15 protein-coding genes are annotated in these 16,528 nt (G+C 56.9%); 6 read left to right on the top strand and 9 right to left on the bottom strand.

Features of this window, described 5'->3' with window-relative positions; genetic code table 11:
- Positions 1-6: 6 nt before the first annotated feature.
- A complete protein-coding gene (gene lepB, locus J8E65_RS09670) occupies positions 7-1,068 on the top strand; it encodes a signal peptidase I (protein ID WP_210375555.1) in 1,062 nt (353 codons plus the stop codon).
- A 52-nt stretch (positions 1,069-1,120) separates the two neighbouring features.
- On the opposite strand, the gene J8E65_RS09665 is transcribed toward lepB, so the two are convergent.
- The 3 genes from J8E65_RS09665 to J8E65_RS09655 all read right to left on the bottom strand — a co-directional run bounded on the left by J8E65_RS09665 (position 1,121) and on the right by J8E65_RS09655 (position 2,965).
- Positions 1,121-2,098, bottom strand: a complete 978-nt coding sequence (locus tag J8E65_RS09665) for a L,D-transpeptidase (RefSeq protein WP_210375554.1) — start codon at positions 2,096-2,098, stop codon at positions 1,121-1,123.
- A gap of 137 nt (positions 2,099-2,235) precedes the next feature.
- Positions 2,236-2,739, bottom strand: a complete 504-nt coding sequence (locus tag J8E65_RS09660; RefSeq protein WP_210375553.1) for a hypothetical protein — start codon at positions 2,737-2,739, stop codon at positions 2,236-2,238.
- Positions 2,740-2,752: 13 nt separating this feature from the next.
- The gene (locus J8E65_RS09655) at positions 2,753-2,965 is read right to left on the bottom strand and encodes an exodeoxyribonuclease VII small subunit (RefSeq protein ID WP_210375552.1); all 213 of its coding nucleotides are present in this window, start codon (positions 2,963-2,965) and stop codon (positions 2,753-2,755) included.
- A gap of 59 nt (positions 2,966-3,024) precedes the next feature.
- Here J8E65_RS09655 and J8E65_RS09650 point away from each other — a divergent pair, with 59 nt between their 5' ends.
- Positions 3,025-3,801, top strand: coding sequence for an SDR family NAD(P)-dependent oxidoreductase (locus J8E65_RS09650; protein ID WP_210375551.1), 777 nt, complete (start codon positions 3,025-3,027; stop codon positions 3,799-3,801).
- Here the strand turns inward: J8E65_RS09650 and J8E65_RS09645 are convergent.
- Positions 3,790-4,536 carry an acyl-[acyl-carrier-protein] thioesterase gene (locus J8E65_RS09645; protein ID WP_210375550.1) on the bottom strand — a complete coding sequence of 249 codons (747 nt, stop codon included), beginning with the start codon at positions 4,534-4,536 and terminating at the stop codon, positions 3,790-3,792. The two genes, J8E65_RS09650 and J8E65_RS09645, sit on opposite strands and share 12 nt — an antisense overlap.
- Positions 4,537-4,615: 79 nt before the next feature.
- Here J8E65_RS09645 and J8E65_RS09640 point away from each other — a divergent pair, with 79 nt between their 5' ends.
- Positions 4,616-5,383 (top strand): SDR family oxidoreductase, encoded by a 768-nt coding sequence (locus J8E65_RS09640; protein ID WP_210375549.1) that lies wholly within the window; start codon positions 4,616-4,618, stop codon positions 5,381-5,383.
- A gap of 154 nt (positions 5,384-5,537) precedes the next feature.
- Positions 5,538-7,394 carry a GspE/PulE family protein gene (locus J8E65_RS09635; protein WP_341481756.1) on the top strand — a complete coding sequence of 619 codons (1,857 nt, stop codon included), beginning with the start codon at positions 5,538-5,540 and terminating at the stop codon, positions 7,392-7,394.
- 6 nt (positions 7,395-7,400) lie between these two features.
- Here J8E65_RS09635 and J8E65_RS09630 read toward each other — a convergent pair whose 3' ends face one another.
- The gene (locus J8E65_RS09630; protein ID WP_210375547.1) at positions 7,401-10,475 is read right to left on the bottom strand and encodes a M1 family aminopeptidase; all 3,075 of its coding nucleotides are present in this window, start codon (positions 10,473-10,475) and stop codon (positions 7,401-7,403) included.
- A 140-nt stretch (positions 10,476-10,615) separates the two neighbouring features.
- Between J8E65_RS09630 and J8E65_RS09625 the strand changes: the two genes are divergently transcribed.
- Positions 10,616-11,602 carry a zinc ribbon domain-containing protein gene (locus J8E65_RS09625; RefSeq protein ID WP_210375546.1) on the top strand — a complete coding sequence of 329 codons (987 nt, stop codon included), beginning with the start codon at positions 10,616-10,618 and terminating at the stop codon, positions 11,600-11,602.
- A gap of 3 nt (positions 11,603-11,605) precedes the next feature.
- Positions 11,606-12,289 carry a TPM domain-containing protein gene (locus J8E65_RS09620; protein ID WP_210375545.1) on the top strand — a complete coding sequence of 228 codons (684 nt, stop codon included), beginning with the start codon at positions 11,606-11,608 and terminating at the stop codon, positions 12,287-12,289.
- Here J8E65_RS09620 and J8E65_RS09615 read toward each other — a convergent pair.
- The 4 genes from J8E65_RS09615 to J8E65_RS09600 are packed head-to-tail and all read right to left on the bottom strand — an operon-like array spanning position 12,286 to position 16,528.
- Positions 12,286-12,708 (bottom strand): VOC family protein, encoded by a 423-nt coding sequence (locus tag J8E65_RS09615; protein WP_210375544.1) that lies wholly within the window; start codon positions 12,706-12,708, stop codon positions 12,286-12,288. The two genes, J8E65_RS09620 and J8E65_RS09615, sit on opposite strands and share 4 nt — an antisense overlap.
- A 20-nt stretch (positions 12,709-12,728) precedes the next feature.
- Positions 12,729-15,713 carry a sigma-54-dependent transcriptional regulator gene (locus J8E65_RS09610; protein WP_210375543.1) on the bottom strand — a complete coding sequence of 995 codons (2,985 nt, stop codon included), beginning with the start codon at positions 15,711-15,713 and terminating at the stop codon, positions 12,729-12,731.
- Between the two features lie 18 nt (positions 15,714-15,731).
- Positions 15,732-16,067: an SUF system Fe-S cluster assembly protein gene (locus J8E65_RS09605; RefSeq protein WP_210375542.1), complete on the bottom strand. Its 336-nt coding sequence runs from the start codon at positions 16,065-16,067 to the stop codon at positions 15,732-15,734.
- 17 nt (positions 16,068-16,084) lie between these two features.
- Positions 16,085-16,528, bottom strand: a complete 444-nt coding sequence (locus J8E65_RS09600) for a SufE family protein (protein WP_210375541.1) — start codon at positions 16,526-16,528, stop codon at positions 16,085-16,087.

Below are 16,528 nucleotides of genomic sequence, written 5' to 3'. Positions count from 1 at the left end.
GTGCTGATGGCGCAGGAGGTCTTTGTTGCTCGGGAGAGAGAGACAGTGGCTGAGGGTGCGCGCTGGCGTAGACGAGGGCGTGACTGGCTGGTTGCATTACTGCTGGCCACAGGACTAGCCTTACTGATTCGCCTTTTGGCCTTGGAAGCCTATCGGATTCCCTCGGCTTCCATGGAACAGACGCTGCAGGCCGGAGATTTTGTGCTGGTTTCTAAGCTGCACTATGGCGCACGGTTGCCCCTGTCGCTAGGGCTGCCCTTTAGCGCATGGTATATCCCCGGTATCAGGCTACCCTATTTCCGCTTGCCTGGCTTTACGCACATCCAACGGGGCGACGTGATCGTGTTCAACTACCCCGTTGAAACCGGTCCGGTCGATCGCAAAACCCATTATATCAAACGCGTGGTGGGGCTTCCGGGCGACACGCTCTGGATTCATGATAAAATTGTGTATGTTAACCGCATACCTATAGCTGCACCAGAACAGGCCCAGCAGCGTTGGCTGTTGCAGCTGCGGACAGGCACTGAGCTATCCCTAGATTCGCTTGAAGCGGCTGGCGCACGCAACATTTCACGCTCGGCTTTTCATGCCGGGCTCTTTTTCTTTGATGCCACAATGGCTGCAGCGCGGACTATTGCCCAGCGCCCTGAAGTGGAAATGCTCCGGCCCTATACAACGGCTGCCCTGCTCAGCGGAGAAGCTGCCCAGCTGGCCCGGCAACAAGAAGACTTTGGCCCTTACTACATTCCTGGCCGCGGCGACACGCTCTGGCTTTCTCCACGCACCTGGCCGTTTTATCGCGAACTGCTAACGCGCTTTGAAAACCATCAGGTCTATCCACTCCCCAATGGGCTGTTTATGATCGATGGCCAGCCGGGGCGCTTTTGCATTATCCAACAGGACTATTACTTTGTGCTTGGTGACAACCGCGATAACTCCCTCGACAGCCGAGCTTGGGGCTTGGTGCCCGCCGATCATGTGGTAGGCAAAGCGCTGCTGGTCTACTTTTCCTGGGACGCGGAGCAGCACCGGCCGCGGTGGGAACGGCTGTTTCTTCCAGTGCGCTGATTAGGCAACCAGGCCCAGCACTGCCCCGCCTTCGTCTCAAACGCGCAGCTTCTTAACGCCGCGATGAGCTAGGAGAAACCTGCGCTGCAGCTGCCCGAAGACGGTCAAAGTATTCCTGCTGGGGCGTTCCTGGAGGTACGTCGTAAGGATGCGCAGGCAACTCCACAAGCTTTAACACCGGGTATTGCTTCTTAAAGAGGAAAGGCCGAGGTCTGCCTACAGGATCTTCTCCAATGACCAGCACGGTAGTTCCCTGCTTGAGGATTCGGCCATTCCGTGAACCCACACCAGTGCCTCCAGCCGTTGTCTTCCAGGGATCTGCCCAGAAAAATACCCACTTGGCATCTGCATCAATTAAGCGCACACATCCACGACTGGTAGGTCCACCGGTGGGCATTGGATATTGATGGACGTGAATGCCCCGTGCATCATGAAAGTTGAAGACCCAGTACATCTCCCACGGCTCGCCTGGTGGGCTTAGCGAAGAGATGCGGTACTCTTCCTTCCAGTTGAAGTTGAAGCGGCCGTTAGGCGTAGGGTTTTCTGGAGACCCCGTGTTGATAACGCCCCAGCGCACCAGTTTTCCGTATTCGTAAGCCGCAAAGGCCTGTACGGTTTTGTCCATAATGAACAGCTTATCAAAATCTCGTCCCCCTGGATAGTACCGCGGAAAAGGTGAGTAGGCCCGGAAATCCAGATCGAATCGGCTAGGGATGACCAGTGTATCGCCAATATTGAGGTTGCGAATCAGCACGCGATTGAGCAGCTCAACCAGACGAGCACGCTTTTGCCCTAGTTCTAAGTCCCCATCACCAAGCTCTTTGTAAAGCGTATTGCGCGCCAGGACGTTATTCCCTGAACTGTGATGCAGGACATAGTACCGATAGTGTACCTCGGGGATAGCATCAAGATCATCGTTTTGGTTATTCAGAATGTCCTCCAAAGCGGTCTGGCTAATGTAGTCCTGCGCTTGCAAGGGCAGTGTTATGCTTCCTATCAGTAAAATTCCCAGCAGAATAACAGGCCGCATTGTGCTTGATGCTGTTGGTTCGTACCTCTGTGAAGACTTCCGACGATGCATGCGCTTCCGGGGTTTCCGTTATCCAGAGCTCAAAGGGTAACCCTTTAGCAACAAAGGGTATGCCGCGCTTGGCGCGAGCGTCAATGTTAGGCCGGGGGCTTCAAGGTAAACCATCGGGCAACCCAGCTTTGCGCTGCAGGCTTTTCAAAGCCATGTTGCCGAAGAGCGCCTAAGGTGGTCAGGGATAAATCAAAGACAGGCGTTTCCGGGGTTACCTTTCCTGCAGCAATGCGCTGGCGGAACTGGCCTCGAGAGGTGTGCACAACTTGCCCAGAAGGGTCACGGTAAAAGACCCAAAGTGGCGAAAGCCACTGAATCCCCAAGGCTTCTCCTGCGGCATGAACCGCGCGCGCTGAGGCGTCGATACTGCAGCCAGAGATTTCCCCTTCTGCTACGTGGCCTGCCAGCAGTAAAAAGCGCTGGTGCAAAACGTCGGCTTGACCACGTACGGGCAGCCCATGTGCTTGCCAGGCCTTCAAAAAAGGCCCGAGTTGTGCTAAAAGCATCTGCGATTCTGCTTGAGAGAGCGTGCGGTGAGCAGCGTAAATCCACAAGCGGGCTTCGTCGGGTAGTTCTGAAAACCACATCATGACCTCAGATAAATTATTCTAGAACGTCTTTGCCATCGACGGAAAGCTCCTGAATACGGAGCTCGGCTGCTCGAAGTTGGGTCAAACAATAACGTGCTAAGCGCATGCCTTCTTCATAGGCCGAAATAGAGTCCTCCAGCGCTAGTTGACCATTTTCGAGGAGGCGGACGATTTCTTCCAGGCGTTCTAATGCTGCTTCAAAGGAAAGGTTTGTTGCCTCAGCCATTGATCCTCAGGGGTTAGATTTTTTTCTTCAGTTGGGAAAATAAAAAATGTGGTGTTGGAATGGATCTTAAACTTCAAGGGAAAGTGGCGATTGTGACTGGAGCCAGCCGTGGAATCGGTCAAGGAATTGCACGTAGCCTGGCGGCTGAGGGATGCCGATTGGTATTGTGTGCGCGTGGGGCCGAGGCTTTGCAAGCTACAACGCAAGCTTTGCAAGATCAGGGTGCTGAGGTCGAAGCACTGGTTTTGGACGTCACCCACCCCGAGGCTGGAGACCAACTGGTAGCTGCTGCGCTGGCGCGCTTTGGTCGCGTGGATATTCTGGTTGGCAATGCCGGGGGTAACCGGCGTGGGTTGTTTGAAGAGACCACCGAAACGGACTGGTCAGATTTGATCGAACTGAACCTGCGGGCACACCTGAGGTGCGCCCGAGCGGTCATTCCCGTAATGAAACGACAAGGGGGTGGGGCCATAGTTTTTATTGCTTCTATTTTTGGGCGCGAGGCTGGGGGAGCGGGGCTTTCTATCTATAATGCTACAAAGTCGGCTTTAATCAGCGCAGCCAAAATTCTAGCGCTGGAGCTAGCACCCTATAACATACGGGTCAATACCGTAGCGCCAGGCTCCATTCGCTTCCCAGGGGGAAGCTGGGACCGTCGCATGCAGGAGGATCCAGAGGGTATGCGGCATTTTATTGCACAACACCTACCCATGGGACGCTTTGGCACGGTCGAAGAAGTGGCCGACGTAGTGACGTTTCTCGTTTCGGAACGAGCCAGTCTGATTACGGGAGCCTGCCTAAACGTAGATGGCGGGCAGTCCCGCTCACTGATCTAAGCGTGACCATTCGGTACGGCCTTCGGCCAGAAGGCGTCCGTCGTTGAGTCGCCGAAAGCTGTGGCGAAGAGAGCCATCGCTCAGAGGCCAGCTTTGGACCATGACCTGATCCCCCAAGTAGGCTTCGCTTCGGAATGTAAGTTGGATCCGGCGCAGCGCTTGTTCCGGGTAAGCTGTAGGTAGGGCATTGAGCAACCAGGCCACGTACCGGGTGTTGTTGGCGTGTGCGTTGAGGTCCAAGTCGCTATAGCTTACGCCGAAGGTTGCTTCCCAAGGAGGTGTAGGCGGCATGTCGGGCAAGACGGTTGTGGCCGCATCAGAGGGTAAGCCTGTAGGACGCAGCTGAAGTACGGCTTCGGGCAAGCGTACAGGCCGACGGCGCTTGGGGTCGACCAGTAGCCACGCAGAAATGGCTTCGCTTAACAGATGCTGCTCTGCATCGCGCAGCGCAAAAGCCCGAAAAGCTTTTAGCCCTTGATGCCCACAAGGCCAGCTCGCTACGGTAACTGTCTCGGCCCAGGCAGGACGCTGGTAGATGCGAACGTCTATGTGGTGGAGCATCCAAAAAACTGCACGCCCTTCGATTTCAATGAATGCAACCCCTAAGGCCTTGGCGTGGTTACTGGCAGCCTCTTGCAAATAGCCAAACAAAAAAGGCAGCGTAAGACGACCGTCAGGTGCTACTTCAAACGAACGTACCCGAAACGACTCGTTCCATACAAGCGCTGCTTCCATCGACAGATTCCTTGTCGTTTACCCGCTTCCATAAGGTAACCTGCCGCATGCTTTCCATAAACCAAAAACACGTGAACCTATGACTGAAGCAAAACGCGTAGCTCTGGTTACGGGTGGGGCCCAAGGTATTGGAAGGGCTATTGTCGAGCGCCTGTTGCATGACGGCTGGTATGTAGCTAGCCTGGATCTGGATGTCGAAGCCAATGCCGAGCTCCAGGAAGCACTCGGTACTACAGGAAAAATCCGCGTCTTTACCGGAGACGTAAGTCAAGAAACAGAGGTCAATCAAACAGTGGCCGAAGTTGTAGCTGCTTTTGGTCGGTTGGATGCCCTGGTCAACAATGCGGGAATTGCGCACCCTTACCAAAGTCCCCTTGAAACACTGCCGCTTGCAGCATGGCAGCGCATACTTGATGTGAACCTGACGGGGTGTTTTTTATGCGCGCGGGCTGCTGTGCCCCATTTGCGGCGTACCAAGGGCGCTATTGTCAATATCGCTTCCACACGGGCATTTCAGTCAGAGCCGCATACGGAAGCTTATGCTGCCTCCAAAGGAGGCGTAGTGGCCCTAACGCACGCCATGGCCATCAGCTTAGGACCAGAAGTGCGCGTTAATGCCGTGGCCCCCGGCTGGATCGATGTGCGCGCTTGGCAGAAGCGAAGCCGTCGTCAAAGCGATCCGCTGCGTCCCATCGATCATGCGCAGCACCCTGTAGGTAGGGTGGGAAAACCGGAAGACGTGGCAGCGCTGGTGGCGTTTTTACTTTCTGATGAGGCCGGATTCATCACCGGACAAACCTTCATCGTCGACGGTGGCATGACACGTAAAATGATTTATGCCGAGTAAAATGCTCCTCAACGCTCCGCCTCTTCTTCGCGTTAGGTGAGCAGTAAGGAGTTTAGAAAAACGCGAAAAAGCCGATTCCTTCTAGGAAGGCTACAGCCAGTAGAGTTGAGTGCATATGCCCGAGCCGCAATCCCCTTCTTTTAAGCTCCCCTTTGTGGCCCCTTCGATAACAGCGGTTGCTGCCGACAACGCGTCGGAAGCAGAAACGTTTTCGATCCTGAACCTTTCAGATCCTGTGGTGATTATGCTCCTGTTTCAGGAGCTGGTCCGCGAAGAGCAGGTCCGCGAGGCATGGGAGCGCTGGCGCAAATCCAAGGACAGTCAACCTAAGCCCTTATGGCGCGTGCTCGCTGAGCTTGAGGGCGTCAACCCTGAGGTTGTTTATGCTACGGCTGCAGAGGTGTACGGCTTTCGCATGGCCCGGGTGCAGCGTGGGGAAGTGCTCGAGTTCTTGAAAAGCATAAAGTCGCGTTTCTCTCAAGAACAATGGGAATGGTTGGCACGCGAACGGGTGTTGCCTATCGGTCAAGATGTAGATCCCAAGCTGGAATATCCACGCTGGATTTTGGCCACGCACGACCCAACGCGCTCTGATTTGCACCGACGCTTAGGGCAACTGGGGCTGCACCGTTTTGAGCTGTGCTATGCGCCTTGCAGCGTTATCGAGCAGCTTTTTCAAGAAGCCTTTGTGCGCAGCAACGAATACCTGGAGCGCGTGCGTGAAGAAGCTGCCTTTGACCTAGGCACCAGCTACGACACCGAAACCGAGCTGATCGACGAAGAGGCCCTCGAGGCCGAGATCAACCGCTCCAAGCTGATCAACCTCTTCGAGGCCACGCTGGTGGAAGCTGTCCGCCAAGGCGCCTCCGACATCCACATCTTCCCCAACCACGAACGCAAGGTTGAAATCCACTTTCGCATCGACGGTGAGCTGAATTGCTGGCACGTCGAAGACAAAGTGCATCCCGAAGCGTTTCTGGCTGTTGTCAAAGACCAGTCGGGTGGGGTAGATCGCTTCGAGCGGGATAAGGCGCAGGATGGCTTTATCCAGCGCCGAATTGACGACCACCTGATTCGCTTCCGGGTCTCGGTATTGCCTATCGCAACGGCTAGCTACGACATACGCGCTGAGTCGATTGTCATTCGCGTGCTTGACGACCGCAAGGTCATCAAAGACCTGCGCCTGCTTGGGCTATCGGAACGTGCACTGGAGCGGTTTGAATGGGCTATCCGTCAGCCTTACGGTATGGTGATCGTCACGGGGCCCACCGGTAGCGGCAAGAGCACCACGCTCTACGCCGCCCTCCACCAGGTCGTCAGCCCGCGTAAAAACGTTCTTACGGTAGAAGATCCGGTGGAGTACATCATTCCTGGGGTGCGGCAGATCAAGCTCAACCACAAGCTGGGGCTTGAGGATGCCCTGCGGGCAATATTGCGGCACGACCCAGACATTGTGATGGTGGGTGAGATGCGCGACCGGCAGACGGCGGAGCTGGCCATCAAGCTGGCCAACACAGGGCATTTGACGTTTTCGACGTTGCACACCAACGATGCGCCCAGTGCGGTGAGCCGGCTTTACAAGATGGGGATTGAGCCGTTTTTGATTGCCTATGCGATCAATCTGGTGGTAGCCCAGCGCCTGATCCGAAAAGTCTGTCCTAAATGCCGGGTGCCTGATCCAGACCCAGACCCTGTGTTGCTGATGCGATTGGGCTTTACTGAAGAAGAGATCGCGCACACGACGTTTTACAAGGCGGCGCAGAACGCGCGTTGCCCCGTGTGTAAAGGCGTAGGCTACAAAGGCCGTCGGGCCATTACGGAGACGCTCTGGTTTTCCCGGACGATTCGCCACATGATTGTCGAGGCCCAGGGGGTGATCGACGAAGACGCGCTGCGCGCGCAGGCCATTAGGGAAGGTATGCAGACCCTCCAAGAGGCTGCCCGTGAAGTGGTGCTTTTGGGCGAAACTACCGTGGAGGAGATGATGGCCACTGTTGCCTTTCAGATCTGAGGCTGTTTAGCGTGAAACGCTGATCCCAAGCATCCAGCGCCATCTAAGGGGACGATGCTCCCCCAAGAGCTTCGGATGGCTGACCCACAGTGGAAAGCGAAGCTGCAGTTGCACGTCGCGCAGCACTTCGGACTGATCGCGCCAGCGACTAAGGGCTGGCAGTTCGCTAAAGGCGTAATGCACACCGATGCCAGCATCAGCCAAAAACCGATTCCAGGCGAACGGATACCGGCTGGCAAGCGTGGGTTCGGTAAACCATGTTTGGCCGATGCTTCCAAACCCTTCGAGTCGCAGCGGCCGCCCAATGCCCTGTAAAAAAGGTGCCCAGCCAAGGATCACGTTGCCGGCCAGGAGCACGTTGCCACTGATGCGTAACGGGTCGCGCGTTGTGGAATGCCAGTAGGCCACGGGTCCTGGTGCTTCCAGAGGAACCAAATGGATCGATTTTCGGGCGTTGGCAAACGCTGCGGCTATGTTCCGAAAGCCGGCGTGGCGCCAGGCCACTTCAACGGGCGCACTGCCTAGTCGAAACAGCCGGCTTGGGGGCAATTGCCCATCGCCCCAGCCGAGCTGCCCGTGCAGGGTGAACTGTAGGCGCTTGCGTATAGGACGCCATCCAAGGTCTACGACACCTAGGGTTCCACCGCTGCCATTGGAGCCCTCGCCCGTTTCGATCAGTGCGTGCAGCCAGCCTTCGGGGCGGCTAAACGTGTAGCCGAGGTGGGTCCATATTAAGTGCATGCCCGGAGTCCATACGGGCGCGCCTTCGAAGGAGAAAGCACGGGTTAAGGGGCTATACTGATGTGTTAAACGCAAGGTCAGCTGGCCGTAGTCGCGCCCTAAGGCAGCCCATCGACCTAAGGTATAGGTGATCGCCAGCTGGTTTTCTAGAAGGCCGAGCTGCTTTTCGAGTTGTAGGTGCCAGCGCGCCTGAGGCGTTAGCCGATCACTGTAGCGGAACGTATAGTCGAGTCCGCTCCACCAGGCTTTACGATCCTGCACCCAGGGGCGACTTGGCCGCTGCCCATTACTGAGCAGCACGGTAGGCCACAGCTTTAAGGTGAATAGGCTTTCGTGGCGATCAAAGAAATAACGGCCGCGAAGCTGCAGGCCCAAGCCTGGTCCAAAATCATGGGCGTACGAGATCAGGGGGCGCCAAGAAGCCCGGTAGGCCGACCAGTCGAAGGAGAGCGGCTGCAAGAAGGAAAACCGAAGTGGAAGCGGCCAAGTGTTGTTCAAGCGGTTGTGATCTGGCGTGCGCATCAGCGGATCCAGCTCAGCGCGCACGACCCGTGCCGGAAGCGTCAGTACGAGTGTGTAGTGCGGGAAAGTCCAAAGCCAGGGTTGGGCTACGATCCAGTCTTTGGGTACTGGCTTAGCGCCCTGCATAAGGTCTAGCGGGACGTGCACCCATTGCGTTTGTCCATCAGCCAGGGTTAGTCGCAGATCGACAGGCAGCAACAAGGTTCCGCGGCGCCTGAGGTGTAGCGCGACGCGCCAGCCCTCGGGAGTTGCGGTTTGGCGCAAGGCTGTAATGGCATCGTCGCAGGTGTAGGTGCGGTTGAGCAGTTGTTCAAAGAACCAATCCAAGCGCAGGCCGCTAAGTTGCTCTGCCACCTTTTCGACATCGTAGGGATTGGGATGGCGGAAGCGATAGGCCTGATAGTAGGCTTGTAGAAAAGCATCGCGCAGTGAATCCGAGATGACGTAGCCCAGCAGGTCTAGGAGCATTTCGCCTCCTGCGTAAGCTGCGATGCCATAGGCCACGTTTGTAGCAAACCAGTCAGCAGGGGTATTTAGGCGTTCGTACACTCCCAGTTGTTGCAAGCGTACTACGTTGAGTGCAGCTTCCTGGTGGTTGGGTTCTTGGCCTACAAAGTGGGCAATGGCTTGGGTAGTGATAAAGCTTGTAAAGCCTTCGTCCATCCAGGCATAGGCGTTTTCGTTGGAGGCCAGAACGCCGTAAAACCATTCGTGTGCAGCTTCGTGAGCGGTGACGCTAAGGAGGGAAAAAGGGCTGCGGCGGCCTGTGATGAAATTGATCATGGGGTATTCCATGCCGCCATCGCCAGCTTGGGCCACGGTAAATTGCGGGTAAGGATAGGGGCCGATGCGGCGACTGTAGTAGCGCATGAGCCAAGGGACCCATTGGCGCATTGGGCGCCAGCGTTCGGCCACGTCGGGCTGAAAAAGCAAATGGTAGGTGACGTTTAGGCTATCGTCGTGCCAGGCTTCATGGATGTAGTCAGGGTCGGCTGCCCAGGCGAAGTCATGCACATTTTCGGCTGTAAAGTGCCAAGTGAGCGAGTCCCCAGGGGTGCATTTTAGGCCAGTTTCGCGTGGATCAAAGCGCGTCCACGCTTGGGTTGAGATGGCGTCGTAGCCGCGGCCAATTTCATGGGCGTTGACCAGCACGCCGGTTGCTCCAACCGTGTAGCAGGCCGGAAGCGTAATGCGCACGTCGAAGGTGCCAAAGGGGCCGTAAAATTCCCGACCGATATACGGATCCGGGTGCCATCCGCGACTGTCGTAGGCAGCAAGCTTGGGATACCACTGGCTCATAGAGTAAGCGATGCCTTCAGTGTTGTCCCGCCCACTGCGTCGCGTTTGGAGCGGAACTTGTGCAAGAAAGTGCATTTCGAAGACCGTCGAGTCGCCTGGGGCTAGAGGACGGGCTAGGCGGGCTTTCAATACGGTGTCGGTAATCCAAAACTGTAAGGGTTGATTTTCTTGGCTGAGCTGGGTTACGTGATAGAAGCCCTGCGTTTCAGGGGTTAGCTGCCAGATTTTAGGCACGACGCGCCGGTCTGGATCGGGCAAATGCCGGTTGCGCTCGGCCATCATCGACTGAGGCTGGAAGGCATTGAAGTAAAGATGGAAAAAAACGTGCTGCAGGGTATCTGGAGACAGGTTGAAATAGGTAATGCGGCTTGTGCCGCGAAGCTGGTGGCGCTTGGTGTCGAGGTGGACATCGATGTGGTAGTGTACCTGCTGTTGCCAAAGGGGGGAGGTTTGGCTGCGCAATGGAAGCGCCAGAAGTAGTCCGAACGCGATGGTCCCGGTAAAGCGTACGTGCAGCATCGGTTAGCGAATTTGCGTCAGTGGGCGCAAAAAAGTAAGAAGTGCTCCAAAGATAGCGTTGGCGTCAGGATTTTGCAGCATGAACTCCTGGGGAATCGGTGCGTTCAGCATAGCAAGCTTAGAAGGAGGATTTTGCTGTTATGGAGGAAACGTCTGCGGTTTGTGAAAGCTGTGGGGCGCGGCTGCGGCCTGGGGTACAGGTGTGTGATCTTTGCGGCACGCCGGTGCGGAGTGAGGTAAGGGTTTGTTTGGCGTGTGGTCAGGCTAATGCAGCGGAGGCCCGTTATTGCACCCGATGTGGGGCAATGCTGTCTAAAGCGCGGCCGCTAGCGCCTCAGGAGCGGCCCCTACGGCAGTCTTCAGCGCGAGTGGCAGCTTCAAGCGGTGGATTGCAGGCGTTGCAGATTTTGTTCATTGTGGGTGGGGGACTGCTGCTGGTTGTTGCGTTGTATTTGATCACGCTGGCCAGCGGGGGGCGAGGTGGATTGCCTCCGGTAGATAAGGCTCAGGCCGCTCGGGCGCTTTTGCCTTTGCCAGAACCTGGGCCAATTCCGTCCGTGGTCGCTGATCAGGTAGCTGCGCTAGAGGCAGAAATAGCACGCTTAAAAGGCAAAGAGCGCTTGGCCAAGCAACAGGCCCTGGTGAACTTACTCATTGGCATCGGTCGTCCAGACCGAGCGGCTCTGGTGCAAGAAGAATTGGCGCAAGCGTTTGACACCCCAGAAGCTTGGCGACGAGCGGGTAATTTGTTCTACGACTGGATGGAAATGGTCGATGGTCCGGCCAAAGCTGCACTGGCCCAGCGCGTGATTGCGGCTTACCAGCGTGTTCTCGAAAAAGAGCCAGATAACCTGGACGTGCGGGCCGATATGGCTATTGCCTATCTCTATGATCCCAACAATCCGATGGAAGCAGTCAATCAGACGCGCATGGTGTTGGCCAAGGACTCAACGCATGTGCAAGCCAACTTTAACCTAGGCATTATGCTGCTGCAGATTAATCGGCTTGAGGAGGCGCGGGCACAGTTTCTGAAGGTGCAGCGTTTGGTGGGGCCACGCTCACCCCTTTATGCTCAGGCGGATACCATTCTGCAGATTATTCACCGATTAGAAACCTCAACCCCATAGCCTATGCCGATACGTTTTTCCGAGGCCGATTTTGAACGTGTGCGGGCTGCTGTAGTGGCAGCTGAACAGCAGACAGCGGGTGAGATTGTGCCCGTGGTGGTCGTGCGCAGTGGAAGCTATCCTGAAGCTCTTTGGAAGGGCGCTGCGCTTTGCATGGCGCTGATGCTTTTGCTGTCGCTGATCTTTGTTTTTGCCTACACAGGTTGGGGTGCGACGTGGTTCCATACAGGTTGGGGCGTGGCGCTTTTGACGTTACTAGCAGGCAGTTTAGGGGGATTAGCGGCTGCCTATGTCGAGCCCTTCCAGCGTTGGCTTATTGGAGAAGCCCGTTTGGCAGAGCAGGTGCATCTGCGCGCGCTTGAGGCTTTTGTAGAAGAAGAGGTGTTTCGTACGCAGGATCGGACTGGTATTTTGATTTTTGTTTCCCTGTTTGAGCATTGGGTTGAGGTAGTGGGCGATGCAGGGATCAACCAACGGGTGGATCCGGATACCTGGGCAGAAGTGGTTGATTTAGTTCGCCAGGGTATTCGTCGAGGGCAACTGGTGGACGGTATAGTAGCGGCTGTTGACCGGTGTGGTCAGCTACTGGCCGAGCACGGCGTGACGGTGCGGCCAAGCGACGTTAATGAGCTAGACGATGCGCTGCGAATTCGCACAGTACAGCAAAAACGATCGACCGATACTTAAGGTAAGGGCTCGATCTCCAGCACCAGGCCGTCGGCGTCCCGTACAAACAGGCGCTGCTGCATTTCTTGGTAGGGATAGCCGGCAGCATCCAGTCGGGCGCGCAGCGCTTGCCAGTCGGCCCGTGGCAGGCGAAAGCCTAAATGGTGTAGCCCTCCTCGGCCTGGGATGGTAGGGTGGGCTAGCTCAGGCATCTCAATCAGTTCGAGCACTTCGCGATCGTGGACGTCGGTAAGCAATGCGCGGCGTCGCCCGCGACGAATGGGGTCTTCTTCGATGCAGTGCAGCTGCAGTCCTAAAAATCGAACGTAAAAGTCGATGGCCGCCTCCAGTTGGGTGGTCATGATGGCGGCGTGGTCCAAACGGATCGAGAGCACTTCGTCGATGGCTGGCCTGGCGTCGGGGCTTCGCGTGGGTTGCATGGTAAGCAGGTTAGGCTGGTCTATGCGGATGCGGTTGCATTCGGGACAGCGGTTTGCTGGAAGCGGGCAGGATTAATGCCCAGGCGTTTCATTTTTTTGTAGAGCCCTTGCCGGGTTAGGCCTAAGCTGCGGGCTGCAGCTGAGATGCGGCCGCGGTGCTCGGCCAGTACGCGCTCGATCAAGGCTTTTTCGGTGCCTGCCAATACCGCCTCTAAGGGTTGTCCCGCCTCGAGGGTTGGCGTCTGTCGTGACAGTATTGGCAGGTGTGCCGGAGTGTCTGTTAGGGTTTGCTGTACGGTAGGGGATAAGTCCTTCAGGTCGATTAACGGAGCCGGCTCGCTGGCGACAAAAGCCAAGGCGCGTTCGATTTCGTTGCGGAGCTGACGTACGTTGCCGGGCCAGTTGTAGCGCAAAAGGGCCTCCATGGCCCGGGCGGTGATGGAGGCGGCTGGAGCGCCTGGAGGTCGCAAGGTGTTTAGGAAGTGCCGCACCAGCACTGGAATGTCTTCGCGACGCTCGCGTAGGGGTGGCACATGTAGAGGAATGACGTTTAGCCGGTAGTACAGGTCTTCCCGAAATGCGCCTCGGCGTACTAATTCCTCCAGGTTTTGGTGCGTAGCCGCAATCACACGTACGTTAACCCGTAGTGGCCGCCGAGCTCCTAGGGGAAAGATTTCGCCTTCTTGCAAAAACCGTAGCAACTTAGGTTGTACTTCTAGCGGTAGATCGCCAATTTCATCCAGAAAAAGAGTGCCGCCTTCGGCAGCACGGATAACACCGGGATTAGCCTGCAGCGCTCCAGTAAACGCGCCTTTTTCATGGCCGAAAAGATGGCTATCGATAAGCTCTGGGGGTACGTTGGCGCAGTTGAACGCTACAAAAGGAGCGTGTCTACGATCACTGGTGGCATGGATGGCGCGTGCGATGAGCTCTTTGCCTGTGCCACTTTCGCCGGTAATGAGCACCGGACTGTGGCTGCTGCGAATACGGTAAATTTGTCCAATCAAGGCACGTAGGGCCGAGCTAGCATAGACCAGTTCGGGCAGTGGTGAAGGCAGCTCAGCGGTTTCAGGGGCATGACCATTCCCTGCTTCACCAAGCCGGTTAGCCCGCAAGAGGGCATGCTCGAAGGCTAACGTGACCACCGGAAGCCAAGGTTTAAGGCGTTCAAGCAGGGTTTGCCAAGCTGCGCGCTCTTCTGGGGTAACCGCAGCGGCCGTAAAGAAAGCGACACCGGGGAGCGGGCGTAGCCGTAGCCAGGCGGCTTGCTGCGTGTAGTACGTGGCCTGGTCGGGGTGAGGGAAGGTCAGGGTTGCGGGCAGCTCTCCGTGGTGTTGCAAGGCCTGCCATCCTGTGCCAGGGAGATAACGGTAGACCGCCAGCCAGCGTCCTGGCCAGAGTTGTTCCAGCACTTGAAGCCAGGTTTCCGCTACCAGATCGACCGAAAGTGCCGCATGCGCCAGAGCTGCGCCAAATTGAGCTTCAGGGGTGTGTACGGCAAAAATCGGATGATGCGGCAAAGCAAGGAGGGTGTTTTGCGCTTCTTGGCGTGCGGTTTCGACGCCAAGCTGCGCAAAGACCTGAGCTGCGGCTTCCAGCAATGCCCGGGCCTGTGCCGGATCAAAGTCCTGCGTCAGGCGGGCGACTTCAAGCTGCAGGCGTGCGGTGTGATACCGATCAGTAAGTAGAGAGAAAGCCGAGAGGGCTTGTACGTATTGCACACGGGCTTCATCCTTTCGCGCTTCAGCACGAGCCAGCTCAGCCAGAAGCCAAAACCGGTGGGCAGCCCAGGGAAGCAGGCTAAAATAATCCCCAAAGGTCTCCGCCTGATGGAGGAAGCTTTGGGCTTGCTTGGCATTGCCGCTGGCTAAGGCAATACGTGCCTGAAGCAGTAGGGCTTCCAGGATAAGCGGCTCTAGTCGTAGTTCATGGGCTGCCTGGTAGGCACGTTCGGCCCATTCGCGTGCGCGCTCGGGCTGTTTGGACTGCAGGTAACGTTGGCTCTCCAGCAAGGCTGCGCGCGCGGCATAGAGTCGAGGATGCGTTGGGCAAGGCACGGTGAGCACCTGTGCGATCAGGTCGGCGCTACGTGCTGCGTCTTCTTGAAGCAGGGCTAGTTGAGCCGCTTCGAGCCGTACAGGATGTGCGGCTGGCCCTGCACTTGTGGCCAGCCAGCGTTGTGCCAGGTGGTGTGCTTCGGTCCACTGTCCGGTACGACGCAGGGTAGCCAGCCAGCAGCTCCGAGCTTGCCAGCAGAGGTAGGTCGGTTCTGGACCGCCTAGCCAGGCCTCGGCGGCTTCGGCAGCTTCTAGGGTGGTTGCGGGCGACCCACCGCGGGCTTGCTCGAGTAGTGCCTGGTAGGCTGCTGCACGGCCCTGGAGCAAGGGTTCCCGAAGCTGTTCAACAAGTCCGGTAAGCTGTTCTAGATGGCGTTGGGCGGCGCGGTAACGTCCGGTGAGCACATAGCTTTGAACCCGCAGGTCATGAATCCATACATCTGCTTCAAGATCAGGGAGCCGTTCCTTAAGTGCAGCGGCTTCGTCGAGCGCCTGAAGGGCTAGGGAATATTCATCGATTGTTAGGTAGGCCAATGCCTGGCCAATGCGGACCCAGAGATGCCCGCTCAAGCGCAGCTCATCCGTAAAATGCCGTTCGGCTTCAACAAACAGGTTAAAGGCACGGGCTGGGTCACTGTCGCTAGCGTCTGGCCAAGCATAGCGCCAGCCTAGCCAAAGTGCGATTTCAGCGCGAAGCTCTGGAGATAGGCGTTCGCGGACGGGGAGGTCGGCCAACGGCCCCAGCAGCACGCGCGCGGCTTCAACAGCACCTTGGCGTAGCAACCGAACCCGTGCCAGCAGGGCGCGCATCACATACTGGCTCGGCTCTGCCGCTGCGGGGTTCTCTGGCAAGGGGGAAATCAGCGGCTCCAACATGCGGGCTACTTCCCTGCTGCGTCCTTCGGCAAGTAGGCTACGTGCTAGTGCTATGGTTTGCGCGTGTCGCATCACTTGGGCAAGGCTGCTTCACATCCAGCCCAGGGCCAGCCGGGCTTCATCTGACATTCGTTCAATGGTATAAGGGGGATCGAACGTCAGCTCTACGCGTGCTTCTTTTACACCAGGCACTTCTTGCAAGCGCATCTCCACCTGTCCAGGCAATGAACCCGCTACCGGGCACCCCGGCGCTGTCAGCGTCATTTTGACGTAGATGCTCCGGTCTTCAAAGATCCGGATTTCATAGATCAAACCTAGGTCGTAAATATTGACCGGGATTTCGGGGTCGTAGACGCTGCGTAGGGCTTCAATGACTGCCTGCTCCAGTTCCTTATCACCAAGCTGATTGTCGATAGCTACGTACATGGGGTAACCGCCGAGGTTTAGTTACGCGAAGTTTGTAGGTAAGCTTGGGCGTAGCGACGCATTTGTTCAATCATGGCAGCCAGGCCGTTTTTTCGGGTTGGCGACAGGTGAGCCTTCAGCCCGATCTCGTCCAGAAAGTCCAGGCGCGCATTGAGGATGGCCTCGGGGGGCTGTCCTGAAAGAACACGGATCAGCAGGGCTACCAAGCCTTTGGTAATCAAGGCGTCGCTGTCGCCGCGAAAATAAAGCCGTCCGTTGCGAAACTCCGGGCGAATCCACACCTGCGACTGGCAGCCGTGAATCCGGAATACATCGGTTTTGTACTCCGGCTCAATGAGCGGGAGCGTTTTGCCCAACTCGATCAAGTATTCGTATTTCCCCATCCAGTCGTCGAACAGGGAAAATTCCTCGACGATCTGGCGGGCACGGGCTTCGATGGTATCGGCAGCAGCTTCAGCCAT

The organism is Rhodothermus bifroesti (assembly GCF_017908595.1).
GTDB lineage: Bacteria > Bacteroidota > Rhodothermia > Rhodothermales > Rhodothermaceae > Rhodothermus > Rhodothermus bifroesti.
The sequence above is the reverse complement of the archived record's forward strand: the minus strand, read 5'-3'. Positions and strand labels throughout refer to the sequence as shown.